Below are 16021 nucleotides of genomic sequence, written 5' to 3'. Positions count from 1 at the left end.
TCATGATTATTTACGCCAAGCTTTGGCCAGTCATAGCTGCACCGAAGCCCGCAGTCACTGAAAATATGCCTATCCAGCCAACTGTTGAGGAACCAAATCGCCATGTAATACCAGACGATTTAGCATGACAGCCAGATCGGTATCCGCCTTTGACCACTTTCCGAAAAGATCTTGCTGTCCTGATAGCAGCCAGCGCGTGGCGACGGCGATCAGCTTTGCGCCGTCTGCTCATCCGCTTCGTCACGAGGCACAAAGCGTTGCCTGTAAAAATAACCTCAGTCGGACGCCGTTGCCATAGCGGATGAAGATCGCTTAACAGCCATGCCTGAACTTTGCGCGTTCTGGCACGCAGATCCCCATCGCCTGGATAAAGGCGCTCGTATTCTGGTGGCGCAAAGCGCTCTTCAAAATTTTCAGCATTAGCTGAAGATTCAGAAAGGTGAAAACCGGCAAACTCCAGCGCAGGCGCCCGACGTGTAAGAGAAATAGCCGTATAGTCCTCACTTTGTTATCCGTTACGCGATAGATCGACACATTCGACTGTAAAAGATATGTCTTTTTCAGATAGTGCCACATATACCGACGTGATATAGGGGATAAAATAATAGCCATCTGACCAACGCGTCACATTTGGGTTATTCATCCTGATTTCTCATCAGAAAATCAGCTTCGAGTAATTTTTGTTTATAGGTTTTCTTCCGGAATGACAATAGTTGTTAAGGATACGGTTAAATAATTTCCAAAAAAGTCCTCTTTTTTAAACTTAAAAAGTTGCACTATATTTTTTTAAACAATAGCCTCAAAAAACTGGAACAATGGATAAACTCATGATCGACCTCTATTTTTCAGCAACGCCAAATGGACAAAAAGTTGCACTCCTTTTAGAAGAAACAGCTTCACCCTATCAATTAAAACAGATTATTCTTAATAAAAATGAGCCATCGGGTAGGTATTTTCTTAATATCTCACCCAATAATAAAACTCCGGCTATCGTTGATTATCAACCTGTGGACGGTGGTAAACCAGTTGCCCTGTTTGAGTCAGGGGCAATTCTTATTTATCTGGCGGAGAAAAGCGGTAAATTTCTTAGCGCGGAATGGCGCGAGCGCGCTATCACCCTACAATGGTTATTCTGGCAAACATCAGAGCTTGGTCCAATATTCGAACAAAATTATCATTTTAATCAGGTGGCCATGCAAACTATTCCTTATGCTATCGAACGTTTTCAGCTAAAAACTCAAGGTCTATATAAAGTGCTTAATCATCAGCTTGAGCAAAATCCCTGGGTCACAGGCGATCATTATAATATTGCCGATATGGCAATCTGGCCCTGGATAAACTGTCATCAGCAGCAGCGTATTGATCTGACAAACTATCCGTCTATTCATAATTGGTTCACCCGCATTCAGAGCCGCCCGGCAACCCAGCGTGTAAGAAAAATGATGCAGAAAATCAGCTAGATCCTGTCATTGATTCTATGCTGATAAAAAGAAAAACGGTATTTAATTATGTTTGAGAAGGAAAGTCAGCGTGCATATTTTGTTTACTGGTGGTACAGGTTTGATAGGCAGCCATATTATCCCGGCCTTACTTTTCCGTCAGCATCAGGTGAGCGTTGTAACGCGCGATGTTGCCAGCGCACGCGAGCAGCTGGATAACCGCGTTAACTTATGGCCTGACCTTCATCAAAAAACCTCTTTGGACGGCATCGATATCGTCATCAACCTGGCAGGTGAACCGATTGCCAAAAAACGCTGGCGTGAAGCACAAAAACAGCGTCTTTGCGATAGTCGCTGGCAAATTACCGCACGCATTGTTGAGCTGATTAAAGCCAGTACAGTGCCGCCTCAGCTATTGATTTCGGGCTCTGCAACCGGCTTTTATGGCAATACCGACGATCTGGTACTCACCGAAAACGATCCCGGTCATCACGAGTTTACCCACTTGCTTTGCTCTCGCTGGGAAGCGCTGGCACGGCAGGCTGAGAGTAGCCAAACTCGCGTTTGTCTGCTGCGCACAGGCGTTGTGCTAACAAAATCGGGTGGCGCATTAAGCAAAATTAAACTGCCCTTCAAAATCGGGCTTGGCGGCCCACTCGGTAACGGTAAACAATATCTTCCTTGGATCCACATCAACGACTTGGTAGAAGGCGTTCTGTGGCTGATTAAACATCGCGAATTGAGCGGCCCCATAAATATGGTGGCACCTTATGCAGTCAGAAATGAGCAGTTCTCAGCTATCCTGGGAGCAGTAATGCATCGTCCGGCGCTAATACGTACTCCGGCTTTTGCTATCCGCCTGATCATGGGGGAATCCGCGGTGCTGGTGCTTGGAGGACAGCATGTACTGCCGAAAAAACTGAGTGATTCAGGCTTTTCATTTCGTTTTCGTGAACTGGAAAACGCGCTTTCCGACCTGGTATAATCAAGGCGGAGCGGGACAGCATGCCCGCTACCCGCGTTTATTATTGGGCTATTTCAGCGCTCCGGAGAGAAATTGCTGTAAGCGCGTACTTTTCGGGTTACCAAATAGCTCATCGGGTTTTCCCTCTTCTTCAATTTTACCCTGGTGCAGGAAAATCACGTGGCTGGAAACGTGGCGGGCAAACGCCATTTCGTGGGTAACCACCACCATCGTTTTTCCTTCTTCAGCCAGCTTTTGGATAATACGTAGCACCTCACCAACCAGTTCTGGATCGAGGGCAGACGTCGGTTCATCAAACAGCAGAACTTCAGGCTCCATAGCCAACGCACGGGCAATAGAAACGCGCTGTTGTTGCCCGCCAGATAAATTGATGGGATATTTGGCCCGCGCGCGTTCGTCTATTCCCACCTTATCCAGGTAGTGCACCGCACGTTGTTGCGCCTCCTGCTTGCTCAAACCCAGCACCTGGATCGGTGCCTCCATGACGTTTTCCAGCACCGTCATGTGGCTCCACAAATTGAAATGCTGGAAAACCATCGTTAATCGGGTGCGCAGCAAGCGTAGCTGTTCTTTATTTGCTACTTTAAGCTGACCATCGGAGTCACGCACCAGATTGATATTCTCGTTATTGAGCGCAATCGACCCTTCACCAGGCTTTTCGAGGAAATTAATGCAGCGCAGAAAGGTACTTTTGCCTGAGCCAGACGAGCCGATAATGCTGATGACATCGCCTGCATTGGCGCGCAGCGATACGCCCTTCAACACCTCAAGCTCACCATAACGCTTATGAAGATCGGTTACCTTTAATTTATTTCTAGACATAGATCAACTCAGTGAGACGATGAGGGTTTAACGTGTTGCAGCCAGCGTTTTTCCGCTTTGCGAAACAGGCTTATCAACACATAAGAAATCACCAGATACAGCACTGCTGCAATACCAAAAGCGGTAAAGGGCTGGTAAGTCGCGGAATTGATATCGCGCGCAACTTTCAGCAAATCAGGTACTGTTGCGGTAAACGCCAGTGCCGTAGAGTGCAGCATCAAAATAACTTCATTGCTATAGGCTGGCAGTGCGCTACGTAGGGCCGACGGTAAAATAATGCAGCGATAAAGCTTAAAGGTTGAGAAGCCATAAGCACGTGCGGCTTCAATTTCTCCATGTGCTACACCGCGAATAGCGCCGGCAATGATTTCCGTAGTATAAGCGCAGGTATTCAAGGCCAGCGCCAACACGGTACAGTTCATGCCACTGCGAAAAAATGTGTTCAGTAATTCATTTTCCTTCACCAGCGCCAGGGTATACAGGCCCGAATAGATAATTAAAAGTTGCACGTAAAGTGGCGTACCGCGAAACACATAGGTAAACACCCAGACCGGTAAACGAACCGCTCTGTAGGGTGAAACACGGGCAATGGCCAGCAGTACCGCTACGCTGCCGCCCATGACCACTGAAAGCACCAGTAGCCACAAGGTGATTGCTACGCCAGAAAAACGATAACCATCGGTCCATAGCAGGGCTTTCCAGTATTCCTGAATGATGTCTATCATATATCAGCCCGCCTTACGCCAACTGAATAGCGTTTTTCTAACCACAAAAGTACAGCGTTCGAAAGCGTGGTAAAGACCAGATAAATCACACCCGCCACGATAGCGAAATAAAACGGCTGCCAGGTACTTTTTCCTGCAAGCTGCGTGGCCTTCACCACGTCTTCCAGACCCAATAATGAAACTAATGCCGTAGATTTCAGAATAACCAGCCAGTTATTGCCGATACCGGGTAATGCAAAACGCATCATTGCCGGAAAAAGAATGCGACGAAAAGTCTGGGAACGGGTGAAACCAAAAGCAATAGCCGCTTCAATATGCCCTCCGGGTACCGCCAGATAGGCTCCGCGAAAAGTTTCGGTAAAGTAAGCACCATAGATAAAGCCGAGGGTAATGATACCGGCCCCCATCGGATTGATATCAATCTGATTAATACCGAGCAGATCGGTAATGTTATTAAGTGCAATTTGCAGACCATAGAAAATAAGTAACATCAGTACCAGGTCCGGCACTCCGCGTATCAGGGTGGTATAACCTTCAAAAATCAGCTTCAAAATACGGTTAGCGGAAAGTTTTGCACTGGCACCAATCATTCCAATGATGACAGCCAGCACCAGGGAACTCAGCGCCAACGCCAGGGTAACTGCCGCACCTCTCAAAATTACGTCTGAATATCCATACAACATAAAGTAATCCTGATTTATCTGATCTTTCCTGCATTGTGCTTTTAGCCAAAAACAGCGCCCTGCAGCGGCTCCTTATATCAGGCGTTGCTCAATCGCCGTACACGTTAAAACTGAAATACTTTTTAGCCAGCTTATCGTATGTCCCATCCTCACGCATGGCCCGGAAGGCGCTATCAACAGCCGCCTTCAGCTCAACGTTATGCTTCGGCAAGCCCATTCCAGTACCAACACCGAAAAGCTTGTCATCTCTAACCGCCGGGCCGGCAAACGCATAGTCTTTACCGATTGGCTGTTTAAGAAAGCCCTCGCTGGCAGCGACTTCATCCTGAAACGCAGCGTCAATACGCCCCGCAATTAAATCCTGGTACACCAGGTCCTGATTTGCATAAGGGGTGATAGTCACTCCCTCAGGTCGCCAGTTCTGATTGGCATAAGTTTCCTGCGTGGTACCCTGCAGCAGGCCGATATTTTTGCCCTTTAGCGACGCCAGTGTCGGCTGAATTTTTGAACCTTCAGGCGCTATCAGGCGCGCATTAGCCGCGTACAGCTTATCCGAAAAACCGATCTCTTCCTGCCGTTTAGCGGTAATTGATAAAGACGAGATAATGGCATCAATTTTCTTCGCTTTCAGAGAGGGGATAAGCGAATCGAAGTCGCTTTCAACAAAAGTACATTTTGTGTGAATACGTTTACAGATCTCATTTGCCAGATCGATATCGAACCCCACTAACTGTCCCTGCGTATTTTTTGACTCAAATGGGGCATAGGACGGATCGGTACCAATCCGTAGCGTTTGCGGCACCGCCGCCACTACGCTTCCAATGCTGGATATAGTCAGCAGTAAATAAAGGCCCAGAAGCTGCTTTTTCATTGTTAACCCTCTCATGAAGTGATTTTTATTATTTACTACTCTATAGGGGCTGATAACCTGCAGTTTTCATGCCATAAATCGCGGTGGGCCTTAATTTTGTCACGGTTTACACCGCCTGTACCCGACGGGCACAGGCTGCAGCGTTTGCGCAAAAGTTATAACAGATTTGTCATCAAGAAGTGGCTAAATTGTTTCATTATGGTGCAAATGATGCGTGGAATGCGATGCAGCACCATCGTATGCACTAACAGGGTGCATTACTGCGGGGGATTTCTACCCTTCCAGCGCAGGAATAAATCGTCAGGCAGCTCAATATCAAGTTGGTCAATAACCCGATTTACTGTCTGGTCGACAATATCCATCAAGCCAGTGGGACGGTGATAGAAAGCAGGCACCGGAGGCATAATCACGGCCCCCATCTCTGCCGCCGAGGCCATCATTCTCAGATGGCCAAGATGCAGTGGGGTTTCGCGCACGCAGAGCACTAAACGCCGCTGCTCTTTCAACATGACATCCGCTGCTCGGGTCAGCAGGTTATCAGTGTAGCCATGAACGATACCAGAGAGCGTTTTGATCGAGCAGGGCAGGATCGCCATACCGTGAGTTTTAAAAGAGCCTGAAGAAATACTGGCAGCAATATTACGCCCATCATGTACAACGTCGGCCATTGATTGCAGATCGCGCAGGCTGAAATCGGTTTCCAACGCCAGCGTCTGCCTCGCCGCGTGGCTGATCACCAGATGGGTTTCCACGTCATCTGCCTGCTGCAATACCTGCAACATTCTGATGCCATAGATAGCTCCGCTGGCACCAGAGATACCAATAATCAGTCGCTTCATTGCCTGTCCTTAAAACAAACTGGGCCGGGAATTATTTCGGCCCAGTGTAGCTGATTTATGCGCGTAAAGACTAATCAGCCTTCGTTATGCATCTCGAGGCTTTCGACTTCGTTTTGGCGCGCAAGCGCCTTGGCATCATCGTTACGCAGCGACTGGAGATACTCAAGATAATGTTGGTCGACGTCTTTGGTTACGTAAACACCGTTGAATACTGAACATTCAAACTGGACAATATCGGGATTCTCTTCATGCACCGCCTCAATAAGATCGTTGAGATCCTGAAAAATCAGCGCATCGGCTTTGATTAACTGGCAAATTTCATTCACTTCACGGCCATGAGCAATCAGTTCAGTCGCACTTGGCATATCGATGCCATAGACGTTAGGAAAGCGGATCTCCGGCGCCGCTGAGGCAAGATAAACCTTCTTCGCTCCTGCTTCGCGGGCCATCTCAATAATCTGCTCTGATGTCGTACCGCGCACAATAGAATCATCAACCAGCAGCACATTTTTATCGCGGAATTCTGCGCGATTAGCATTCAGCTTGCGGCGAACCGCACTACGACGCATCTGCTGACCGGGCATAATAAAGGTGCGCCCTACATAGCGATTTTTTACAAAACCCTGACGATATGGCTTGTCCAGAATGCGCGCGATTTCCAGCGCGATATCCGTCGAGGTTTCCGGGATAGGAATGACGACGTCAATATCAAGATCTTCCCACTCGCGAGCAATCTTTTCACCCAGCTTAGTGCCCATACGCACCCTCGCGCTGTACACCGAAATCTTATCGATAAATGAATCTGGTCGGGCAAAATAAACATATTCGAACAGGCAAGGATTACTGCACGGATTATCGGCGCACTGACGGGTAAACAGCTGACCTTTTTCGGTAACATAAATCGCTTCGCCTGCTGCCACATCGCGCAGGAATTCAAAACCGAGCGTATCAAGCGCCACGCTCTCCGAAGCGACCATATACTCCGTGCGTCCATCGCTTAGCACGCGTCTGCCGAGCACCAGTGGACGGATCCCGTTAGGATCGCGAAAGGCGATCATGCCGTGTCCTATTATCATCGCGACACAGGCATAAGCACCACGGACTTTGGTATGAACTGCAGCAATAGCCGTAAAAATATTTTCCGCCACCAGCGGATGCTGACAGCGATCCAGCTCTTCGGCAAAAATATTCAGTAAAATTTCTGAATCGGAAGTGGTATTAACATGACGACGCCCACTTTGAAAAAGGTAGCTACGCAATTGATGCGCATTGGTAAGGTTACCGTTGTGCGCAAGAGTAATGCCATACGGAGAGTTTACATAAAAAGGCTGAGCCTCCGAAGCGCTGGAACTACCGGCTGTGGGATAGCGAACGTGACCAATACCTATATTCCCCTGCAAGCGTTGCATATGACGTGCTTCGAACACATCATTGACCAACCCGTTTGCTTTGCGCAGTCGGAAACAATTCGTGGCATCAATGGTGACAATGCCTGCGGCATCCTGGCCACGGTGCTGAAGCACCGTTAACGCGTCATAAATCGACTGGTTTACCGGCATGAAACCGGCGATCCCGACAATACCACACATGCTGTTATTTCCTCATAGCCGCTGCCCCAGCGCGATTACTGAGACATAAAACTCGACGTGCTCTTCAGATAATCAAAAAACCACCTGATGATGGAGCTGAACTCCGGGATAAGCTGTGACTGATGCCAGTCCGGACTCTTTGAAAATCCGGTAAATGTATCAAGGAAAAATAAAAACGCCGCGACAATCAATACCCCGCGCAGTGCCCCAAAACAGACGCCCAGCACCCTGTCTGTACCGGACAGACCCGTTTTTTCAACCAGCGATCCGATAACATAGTTCACAATCGCCCCCACAACCAAGGTGGCAATAAACAGCACGGCGATGGCAATACCATTGCGAATCAGCTCATCTTTAAAACCGGTAAACCAGATGGCAAGGTAAGGATAGTAATGACTGGCAACAAAAAAAGCACACCCCCAGGTAACCAGAGACAGCGCCTCGCGAACAAAACCGCGAATCAGGCTAATCAGTGCTGAAAAACTAATAATGCCAATGATGGCGTAATCAATCCAGTTCATGAACTATCCCAGCGATAAGGCCCCTGCATCCAGTTCGGGGCGCATTTTATCAGAAAAAGAAAACGTTTGCGTAGGGTTTTGCTGACCAACAAAAAAGAAAAGCAAGCTGATCAATAAATATGTTAGATTACAACAATTTAATATCTATCTTCACCCTGGAATTACCACGAAAATCAGCGCTTCTGGCACCCAACCGCTGGCCGAATCTCCGTTGCCGGTTAACGCACGCTGTAAGGCTTAACCACGCCCCCTAACCCGCTGATGGTTTTTAACTCGCTCACAGCAGACTGCATTTTCGCCCTATTCACATCCGGACCGACGTAGATACGCGTAATTTGCCCCTGAATCGGCGTTGCCGGAATTGTATAAGCACGATAACCAGACAGCCGCAGTTGGGCGATGATCTCGTTAACCCGGCTGGCATTTTTCAACGCACCAAGCTGTACCACCCAGGCCCGCCCTGTTGGTACACTTCCCGACGGCGGTGTCTGCTCGTTAGTTTTCGGCATCTCAACCGGTTCAGATTGCTGCAGATTCTTAATTTTTGGCGGCGTGGCCTCAGGCTGCAGTTTTTGTACGGGCTCAGACACAGTCTGAGACGATGGCTGTTTTACAGGCGGCAGAGAGATAACTGTTGGCGGAGTGGATTCAGCAGGCTTGCTGCTGCCCGTATCCGCGAGATTATTGCCCGCGATCGCGCCAGCCGTAGCGCTGTTAGCGTCGGTACCCGCTGACGGCAGTGAAGGCAGAGGCTGCGTTACCGGTGGTAGCATCTCCGTATCCTGCTGATCCCCTGGTTTTGGCACCAGAGGGATGGCGGCAAAATCATCTTTGTAATGCTTTTTTTTACCATCCAGCAGGCCGGGGAGGATAATCACACCCAGCGCGACAATAACTATCGTACCTACCAGGCGGTTTTGAAACTTACTGGCCACAACCCTTCTCCGTTTCCATTGTGTTCATTACTTCAGCGACGGTGTGAAACGAACCACAAACCAGCACAATATCCTGATCCGTTGCTTGTTTCATTGCCCGCCGCCAGGCAATCGTAACAGAATCATAATTTCTCGCTCGTGGCAGGTGGGCGCTAAGCTGTTGTGCACTGGCACCGCGTGGTCCGGTTAATGGCGCGCAATACCAGTAGTCAACGGCCGGAGCCAGCGCCGCCAGGGTACCGGCAATATCTTTATCATGCAACATGCCAACCACGGCATGCACCTCACCCGATGGATTAAGCTGTGTAATCTGCCGGGCCAGATAGCTTGCTGCATGGGGGTTGTGCGCGACATCGAGAATCAGCCTGGGCGACTGCTGCACGGTCTGAAAACGGCCCGGCAGCTCGGCCGTGGCAAGATATTCACGGATTACATTCTCGCGAACAACCAGCCCTGATGCCTGTAATGCCGCCAGCGCCGTTGCTGCATTTGCCAGTGGCACCTGCGGAAATGGCAGATCATTCAATACGCTCTGGTTAAAACGAAAAGACCAGCCGCTGTCACTCTGCTGTAGCGACCAGTCACGATCGCGGCACAGTAGCTGCGCGCCTGCCTCTTCTGCCACAATCGCAATGCTTGCCGGCATGTCTGGATCGCCAACCACTGCCGGCTTACCCGCGCGAAAAATGCCGGCTTTTTCCCGGCCGATACTTTCACGGTCTGGCCCAAGCCAGTCGGTATGATCCAGTGCAATACTGGTGACGACAGCAACGTCGGCATCAACAATATTGGTAGCATCAAGACGGCCACCCAATCCGACCTCAAGAATGACTACGTCCAGTTGAGCTGCGCGAAACAGCCATAGCGCCGATAGTGTACCGTATTCAAAGTAGCTTAATGAGAGGGTCTCTCGTCCCGCTTCAATAGCAGAAAAAGATGCAGTGTGAGCCGATTCACTGAGTTCCTGTCCCTGCACGCGCACCCGCTCGGTATAGCGAACCAGATGCGGAGAGCTATAAACACCGACGCGGAACCCGGCCGCTAACAGCAGCGTTTCCAGCGTCCGGCAGGTAGTGCCTTTGCCATTAGTTCCGGCAACGGTAAAGACGAATGGTGCTGGTTTAAGTAGATCGAGGCGACGAGCCACCTGTTGCACTCGGGTGAGGCCAAGCTCAATTGCCTGACTGTGAAGATTTTCCAGATAATAAAGCCACGTTGCAAGAGGCGACGTGGCTTCAGGGATGTGAAGATTGTCCATGGATACCGTTATTTATTGACGATACGTTGCGGGAGGGAATACCTCCCGATCATCTGTCAGGCTTCCTGGCGATCAGCGTCATTAGCTGCCTGAATTGACGCATCTTCCGGCGCTGACAGATTCATCATTTTTGCCAGAATGCTAGCCAGCCTGAAACGAAGATCCGGGCGGCGAATAATCATATCAATCGCACCTTTTTCTATCAGGAACTCGCTACGCTGGAAACCGGCAGGTAACTTTTCACGTACAGTTTGTTCGATAACACGCGGACCGGCAAATCCTATCAGCGCTTTCGGCTCCGCCACGTTCAGATCGCCCAGCATCGCGAAGCTTGCAGAGACACCGCCCATCGTCGGATCAGTCAGCACGGAGATATAGGGCAAACCCCGTTCGCGCATTTTGGCTAATGCTGCGCTGGTTTTTGCCATCTGCATCAGTGACATCAATGCTTCCTGCATACGCGCACCGCCGGAAGCGGAAAAGCAGATCAGCGGGCAGTTATCTTCAAGGGCCTGTTCCACCGCACGCACAAAGCGGGCGCCCACCACGGATCCCATAGAGCCGCCCATAAAAGCGAACTCAAAGGCAGCAGCAACGACCGGCTTACCGTAAAGTTCACCTTTCATGACAATCAGCGCATCTTTTTCTTCGGTTTCTTTTTGCGCGGCGGTCAGGCGATCTTTGTACTTTTTGGAATCCCGGAACTTGAGGACATCTTTCGGCTCCAGCTCGCTACCCAATTCCAACAGGGTACCTTCATCTAACAGACTGTTCAGACGCTCGCGCGCATGCATACGCATGTGATGGTCGCACTTAGGACAGACCTCAAGGTTACGCTCCAGCTCGGCGCGGTAGAGCACCTGACCACAGCTATCGCATTTGGTCCATACCCCTTCAGGAATACTCGCTTTACGCGTTGGCGTCGTGCTCTTACTCAGAATTCGTTCAATCCAGCTCATTGATGATAAACAATCCGGTTATTATGTAAAATCAGTTAGTTATCGTGTTTTTTAGCCTGCAATTTAGGCGATATTAGAGCACATATCACAACATTACGCTACATATACATCAATAGGATAGATACCCATTTTGGATGAATTTATCCATTAAAATGGCGCACTGCGCCGACGATTTGTAACCCGGAGTTACCTTACGACAGGCAGATCCGAGTATCTCGTCGTATAAGCCGGTGATAGCCTTTCACGTTTCATTGCCCAGTGCTTTTGTATTCCCTGCCCTGCAAACCAAAGCTTACCTTTTCCACTCTGGTTTATTCCATCGACGACCTGCATCAGTGCGTTGCAGTCAGCACGCGGGGCGTTGTCGTCAAACAGCTGAAATTGCGCTACGCCATGACTATAAAAATCACCCAGCATGACGCCTGCTTTCATATATCGATGTCCCTCTATCCATATTCGATCCAGGCATTTCACCGCAACACCAATAATATCCCGGGTATCGTTAGAGGGCGTGAGCAGTTTTTCACTGGCCTGATTACCATAAAAGGTCTCACCGGATATATGGGGATTGGTGCGAATAAACACGCTGATATATTTGCAATACTGACTTTCACCTCTGAGTTTCTCAGCAGCCCGCTCCGCATATGCGCAAACAGCTTGCCTCATAGACTCATAATCAGTGATACGCGCGCCAAATGACCGACTGCAAACTATCTGCTGTTTTGTAGGCACTTCTTCAAGCGCCAGGCAAGGCTCACCGCGCAACTCACGAACCGTTCTCTCAAGCACGACATTAAACGACTTCCTGATTGTCCACGCGCTGGCGTCAGCAAGATCCAATGCAGTACTGATGCCCATCGCTTCCAATTTCTTACTAATACGAAGACCAACGCCCCATACCTCATTAACCGGTACCAGCGCCATCAGTTTTCGTTGTCGATCGACATTTGACAGGTCAACGACACTGCCTGTTCCTCGGTATTTTTTGGCCGCATAATTCGCCAGTTTTGCCAGGGTCTTTGTCTGCGCAATCCCCACGCCTACTGCCAGATGCGTTTCACGCTGAATGCGTTGCCTGATTTGATGCCCGAACACCTCCAGGTTAATGCAGTTTCGTACTCCCGACAGGTTGAGAAAAGCTTCGTCAATGCTATACATTTCCAGCGCCGGAGCCATCTCCTCCAACGTAGACATCACGCGATGGCTCATATCGGCATATAGCGCATAGTTACTGCTAAACACCTGCACTCTGTGCCGTCTGATAATGTCACGCATCAGGAAATACGGCGCCCCCATTTTAATATTGAGCTTTTTGGCTTCAGCCGATCGGGCTATCACGCAGCCATCGTTGTTACTGAGCACAACGATCGGTAACCCACGGAGGTCGGGACGAAAAACTGCCTCACAGCTTGCATAGAATGCGTTGACATCAACCAGGGCAAACATGTCAGTGTGTCGATTTAATCACGTACGTTACCACACCAAAGACGTCCAACGCGTCCTCGCTACTGATAGATATCGGGCTGTATGCGCTGTTCATGGGCATCAATTGGACGTTAGGGCGTAGCAGCAGTTTTTTAACCGTGAACTCGCCACCAACCGAAGCGATGACAATATCGCCGTGGCCTGCCGTAAGCGAGCTGTCCACAACAAGCATATCGCCATCGCTGATACCGGCGTCAACCATTGAGTCACCGCTGACACGCACAAAGTAAGTCGCACTGGGACGCTGCACCAGCAGTTCATTGAGATCAATCCGCCGTTCAACGTAGTCCTGTGCAGGCGATGGAAAACCACACTGGACACGTTCTATGTATAGCGGTAGTGGGAGAAAACCCCGAATTTCAACAGGTGGGATAAGCCGCATAATAAGCACCGTAACAATGAATACTGTATATTAATACAGTAATATCGATCGCTGATGACAATCAAGTCTATTTTTGGCATTTTTGGGAAGGGACTGAGCGGCAAAGAAATTTAAAAAAACATCGGTGGAACACCGTCCTTGGCTCCCCTCGTGGCTTTTGACATTAGCACTGAATTGCCTCACTCATCGCCATAGCGCCAATTTTTTCGCAAATGGCTACCGGGATGTGCCAATGCACTCCCCGCAATTTCCGCTCCGCACAGAAATGCAATCGCCCCACAACCTGCCCGTGCATATCGCCCGGCCCGCAGCGATCATTTCGCTCCTCACACCGGCTGTTTTCCTGCGCTTTATGAAGTCCGGTACGCCGGAGTAACCATGAATCAGCCGATGAGCGTATTTTGAAATGAAGGAGAGACCAGGGATGATATCGTCCGTCAACACCAGTCGTAATAACGTCTGACAGGCGTCATGTATAAATTGACAGTGAGTTTTATTATGCCCCTTCAAGTTGGAAACGGCGATTCACGCGCCGCAATCAGCAGCCGCCATCACATAACGCCTACCGCCTGCCCTGATACCCCGCCTGAAATAAGCGTATGGGAAAAAATTGAGGCGTTTTTCTGCTCAACGAACAAGCCTGAAGTGCTGGCGCTTATCCGGCAGATTTGTCATCCTCCGGCCGGCACGACGCGGGAGGCGATGGCCGGCAGATTTGAACAGCTCAGAACGCTCGCGTATGGCGGATTTGAGGAAAACATTCAGTCCGGCCGGCACGAGGAAAACCACTTCTGTATTCTGGACGAAAACAGCCGGGAGATGCTGTCGGTCACCCTTGATGAGGCCGGGAAATATACCGTGACGTGTCAGGGGCATGATAAAACGCACACTCTCCACACGGACACGGCGCGGGCGGAGGATTGTGCAGAACAGGCGGAAGGTGCATACGGAACGCTCCGGGCAGAACATACCGCCGCCACAACCGCACCACTGACGGCAGAAGATGATGAAGCGGCCTGGTCCGCGTGGGAAAGGGCTGCGCCGACAGGAGAGGCCACAGATCGTGCTCAGGTTGTACAGATATTGCGCAAAATTCAGAACAGTGACTTAAATGTACTTAACCTGTGAGGCTTAAAGATTTCTTCCTTACCCGACCATTTACCGCCCTGTATTAAACAAATACAAATCAACAACATCCCACTGACCAGCCTGCCAGCGCTGCCGGCCACGTTGACATGGATGGTGGTGAATAACACTTCAATCACCAGTCCGCCGGAAAGCCTCACCAGTCTGCGCCGGGATGCCTCTGTGGATATAGAAAATAAACCTTTGTCAGAGCGCACACGCCAGGCCCTGCAGGTCATGACCAGCGACCCGGATTATTCGGGCCCCCCGATATATTTCAGTATGGCCGGTCCTTCCGCTCCCCCGGAACCCCGTCCATTACACCAGGCGGTCGCTGACTGGCTGACGCCGGCCAAACAGGGCGAGACTGCGCCCACAGACAGCTGGCAGTCCTTTGGGCGGGAAGATAATGCCGCTTCCTTCAGCGCTTTCCTGGACAGGCTGAGGGAGACGGCAAACTGCAAAAAAGACCCCAGTTTTAAAGCACAAATATCGTCCTGGCTGACACAGCAGGCCAAAGATGATGCACTGAGAGCAAAAACCTTTGCCGTGGCAACAGAGGCAACGTCAAGCTGCGAGGATCGGGTCACCCTTACGCTGAACCAGATGAGGAACGTACAGCTGGTCCATGATGCAGAAAAAGGGAAGTACGATAACAATCTTTCTGAACTGGTTTCTAACGGACGTGAAATGTGCCGGCTGGAGAAGCTGGAGAAGATTGCCCGGGATAAGGTCAGCACGCTGCGCTTCGTTGATGAAATTGAGGTTTATCTGGGCTTTCAGAACAAACTGAAGGAATCTCTTGGGCTGACCAGCGTGACGAAGGAAATGCGGTTCTTTGATGTGTCCTACATTACTGAATCAGACCTTCAGGCTGCTGAACTTCAGGTGAAGACCGCGGAAAACGAAGATTTCAGGGAGTGGATACTGCAGTGGGCGCCGTTACGCAGCGTGCTGGAACGCGCGTATCCGGAAGACTGGGAAACGCTCAATGAAAAGAAAGTATCAGACTATGACAGCGCGTACCGGACACTGCTGGACACAGAGCTGAAACCGGCGGGACTGACTGGCAATGCCGATGCTGAGCGCGAAATCGGTGCAAGAGCACTGGATAGCGCGGAAAAGGCATTTCTGGATGGTCTTCGCCCTCTGGCGAATAAGATGCTGGGCGGAAATCTTAAAGCCCGGTGGCCTTAACTGAGGCCTGTTTTCACCGCACCGGGAAAATCCAGTGCGCTATGACAATTATTCCCGGATACCACAACAAAGACGTTCAACACGTCCTCGCTACAGATAGATATCGTGCTGTAAGCGCTGTTCATGGCCATCAATTGAATGTCAGGGCATAGCAGCAGTTTTTTAACCGTGAATACACTCTCCGCAATATCCGCTCCGGGCAGAGA

General features: G+C 50.0%; 15 protein-coding genes and 2 pseudogenes. 3 read left to right on the top strand and 14 right to left on the bottom strand.

From position 1 onward, the window contains the following. Nucleotides 1–69: 69 nt before the first annotated feature. Entirely contained in the window at nucleotides 70–210 is a 141-nt protein-coding gene (locus BM191_RS17535) for a hypothetical protein (protein WP_407927872.1), read from the bottom strand. A gap of 49 nt (nucleotides 211–259) precedes the next feature. After that, a pseudogene (locus tag BM191_RS17530) lies at nucleotides 260–352 on the bottom strand (glutathione transferase); the annotation flags it as partial. 475 nt (nucleotides 353–827) lie between these two features. Here BM191_RS17530 and BM191_RS09210 point away from each other — a divergent pair. Together BM191_RS09210 and BM191_RS09205 are read left to right on the top strand one after the other, a co-directional pair. Next, on the top strand, nucleotides 828–1460 hold the full coding sequence (locus tag BM191_RS09210) for a glutathione binding-like protein (protein ID WP_092877641.1): 633 nt from the start codon (nucleotides 828–830) through the stop codon (nucleotides 1458–1460). A 70-nt stretch (nucleotides 1461–1530) separates the two neighbouring features. Further along, nucleotides 1531–2424, top strand: coding sequence for a TIGR01777 family oxidoreductase (locus BM191_RS09205; RefSeq protein WP_092877417.1), 894 nt, complete (start codon nucleotides 1531–1533; stop codon nucleotides 2422–2424). Between the two features lie 48 nt (nucleotides 2425–2472). On the opposite strand, the gene hisP is transcribed toward BM191_RS09205, so the two are convergent. The 12 genes from hisP to umuD all read right to left on the bottom strand — a co-directional run bounded on the left by hisP (nucleotide 2473) and on the right by umuD (nucleotide 13493). Continuing rightward, nucleotides 2473–3246 carry a histidine ABC transporter ATP-binding protein HisP gene (hisP, locus tag BM191_RS09200; protein ID WP_092877415.1) on the bottom strand — a complete coding sequence of 258 codons (774 nt, stop codon included), beginning with the start codon at nucleotides 3244–3246 and terminating at the stop codon, nucleotides 2473–2475. A gap of 8 nt (nucleotides 3247–3254) precedes the next feature. Beyond that, nucleotides 3255–3971 carry an ABC transporter permease gene (locus tag BM191_RS09195; RefSeq protein ID WP_092877413.1) on the bottom strand — a complete coding sequence of 239 codons (717 nt, stop codon included), beginning with the start codon at nucleotides 3969–3971 and terminating at the stop codon, nucleotides 3255–3257. Further along, nucleotides 3968–4654, bottom strand: coding sequence for a histidine ABC transporter permease HisQ (hisQ, locus tag BM191_RS09190; protein WP_092877411.1), 687 nt, complete (start codon nucleotides 4652–4654; stop codon nucleotides 3968–3970). Before hisQ ends, BM191_RS09195 begins: the two co-directional genes overlap by 4 nt. A gap of 88 nt (nucleotides 4655–4742) precedes the next feature. Next, entirely contained in the window at nucleotides 4743–5525 is a 783-nt protein-coding gene (locus tag BM191_RS09185; protein WP_092877409.1) for a lysine/arginine/ornithine ABC transporter substrate-binding protein, read from the bottom strand. 257 nt (nucleotides 5526–5782) lie between these two features. Further along, entirely contained in the window at nucleotides 5783–6364 is a 582-nt protein-coding gene (locus BM191_RS09180; RefSeq protein ID WP_092877407.1) for a UbiX family flavin prenyltransferase, read from the bottom strand. A 74-nt stretch (nucleotides 6365–6438) separates the two neighbouring features. Then, nucleotides 6439–7953 carry an amidophosphoribosyltransferase gene (gene purF / locus BM191_RS09175; RefSeq protein WP_092877405.1) on the bottom strand — a complete coding sequence of 505 codons (1515 nt, stop codon included), beginning with the start codon at nucleotides 7951–7953 and terminating at the stop codon, nucleotides 6439–6441. Between the two features lie 35 nt (nucleotides 7954–7988). Next, the gene (cvpA, locus tag BM191_RS09170; protein WP_092877403.1) at nucleotides 7989–8474 is read right to left on the bottom strand and encodes a colicin V production protein; all 486 of its coding nucleotides are present in this window, start codon (nucleotides 8472–8474) and stop codon (nucleotides 7989–7991) included. A gap of 218 nt (nucleotides 8475–8692) precedes the next feature. Continuing rightward, nucleotides 8693–9409: a cell division protein DedD gene (dedD, locus tag BM191_RS09165; RefSeq protein WP_092877401.1), complete on the bottom strand. Its 717-nt coding sequence runs from the start codon at nucleotides 9407–9409 to the stop codon at nucleotides 8693–8695. Continuing rightward, nucleotides 9399–10667: a bifunctional tetrahydrofolate synthase/dihydrofolate synthase gene (folC, locus tag BM191_RS09160; protein WP_092877399.1), complete on the bottom strand. Its 1269-nt coding sequence runs from the start codon at nucleotides 10665–10667 to the stop codon at nucleotides 9399–9401. Before folC ends, dedD begins: the two co-directional genes overlap by 11 nt. Before the next feature lie 56 nt (nucleotides 10668–10723). Further along, on the bottom strand, nucleotides 10724–11626 hold the full coding sequence (gene accD, locus BM191_RS09155; protein ID WP_092877397.1) for an acetyl-CoA carboxylase, carboxyltransferase subunit beta: 903 nt from the start codon (nucleotides 11624–11626) through the stop codon (nucleotides 10724–10726). A 186-nt stretch (nucleotides 11627–11812) separates the two neighbouring features. Next, on the bottom strand, nucleotides 11813–13072 hold the full coding sequence (umuC, locus tag BM191_RS09150; RefSeq protein WP_092877395.1) for a translesion error-prone DNA polymerase V subunit UmuC: 1260 nt from the start codon (nucleotides 13070–13072) through the stop codon (nucleotides 11813–11815). Between the two features lies 1 nt (nucleotide 13073). After that, on the bottom strand, nucleotides 13074–13493 hold the full coding sequence (gene umuD, locus BM191_RS09145) for a translesion error-prone DNA polymerase V autoproteolytic subunit (RefSeq protein WP_092877393.1): 420 nt from the start codon (nucleotides 13491–13493) through the stop codon (nucleotides 13074–13076). A gap of 711 nt (nucleotides 13494–14204) precedes the next feature. Between umuD and BM191_RS09140 the strand changes: the two are divergent. Beyond that, nucleotides 14205–15815, top strand: a pseudogene (locus tag BM191_RS09140) (NEL-type E3 ubiquitin ligase domain-containing protein); the annotation flags it as partial. Between the last annotated feature and the right edge of the window lie 206 nt (nucleotides 15816–16021).

This window comes from Izhakiella capsodis (genome assembly GCF_900115045.1).
GTDB classification, from domain to species: domain Bacteria; phylum Pseudomonadota; class Gammaproteobacteria; order Enterobacterales; family Enterobacteriaceae; genus Izhakiella; species Izhakiella capsodis.
The sequence above is the reverse complement of the archived record's forward strand: the minus strand, read 5'-3'. Positions and strand labels throughout refer to the sequence as shown.

Excerpts from the sequence above, each read along its gene's own strand:
- hisP (WP_092877415.1), bottom strand. The coding sequence starts at position 3,246 with ATGTCTAGAAATAAATTAAAGGTAACCGATCTTCATAAGCGTTATGGT.
- purF (WP_092877405.1), bottom strand. The coding sequence starts at position 7,953 with ATGTGTGGTATTGTCGGGATCGCCGGTTTCATGCCGGTAAACCAGTCG.
- cvpA (WP_092877403.1), bottom strand. The coding sequence starts at position 8,474 with ATGAACTGGATTGATTACGCCATCATTGGCATTATTAGTTTTTCAGCA.
- accD (WP_092877397.1), bottom strand. The coding sequence starts at position 11,626 with ATGAGCTGGATTGAACGAATTCTGAGTAAGAGCACGACGCCAACGCGT.
- umuC (WP_092877395.1), bottom strand. The coding sequence starts at position 13,072 with ATGTTTGCCCTGGTTGATGTCAACGCATTCTATGCAAGCTGTGAGGCA.
- BM191_RS09180 (WP_092877407.1), bottom strand. The coding sequence starts at position 6,364 with ATGAAGCGACTGATTATTGGTATCTCTGGTGCCAGCGGAGCTATCTAT.
- BM191_RS09195 (WP_092877413.1), bottom strand. The coding sequence starts at position 3,971 with ATGATAGACATCATTCAGGAATACTGGAAAGCCCTGCTATGGACCGAT.
- folC (WP_092877399.1), bottom strand. The coding sequence starts at position 10,667 with ATGGACAATCTTCACATCCCTGAAGCCACGTCGCCTCTTGCAACGTGG.
- umuD (WP_092877393.1), bottom strand. The coding sequence starts at position 13,493 with ATGCGGCTTATCCCACCTGTTGAAATTCGGGGTTTTCTCCCACTACCG.
- hisQ (WP_092877411.1), bottom strand. The coding sequence starts at position 4,654 with ATGTTGTATGGATATTCAGACGTAATTTTGAGAGGTGCGGCAGTTACC.
- BM191_RS09185 (WP_092877409.1), bottom strand. The coding sequence starts at position 5,525 with ATGAAAAAGCAGCTTCTGGGCCTTTATTTACTGCTGACTATATCCAGC.
- BM191_RS09210 (WP_092877641.1), top strand. The coding sequence starts at position 828 with ATGATCGACCTCTATTTTTCAGCAACGCCAAATGGACAAAAAGTTGCA.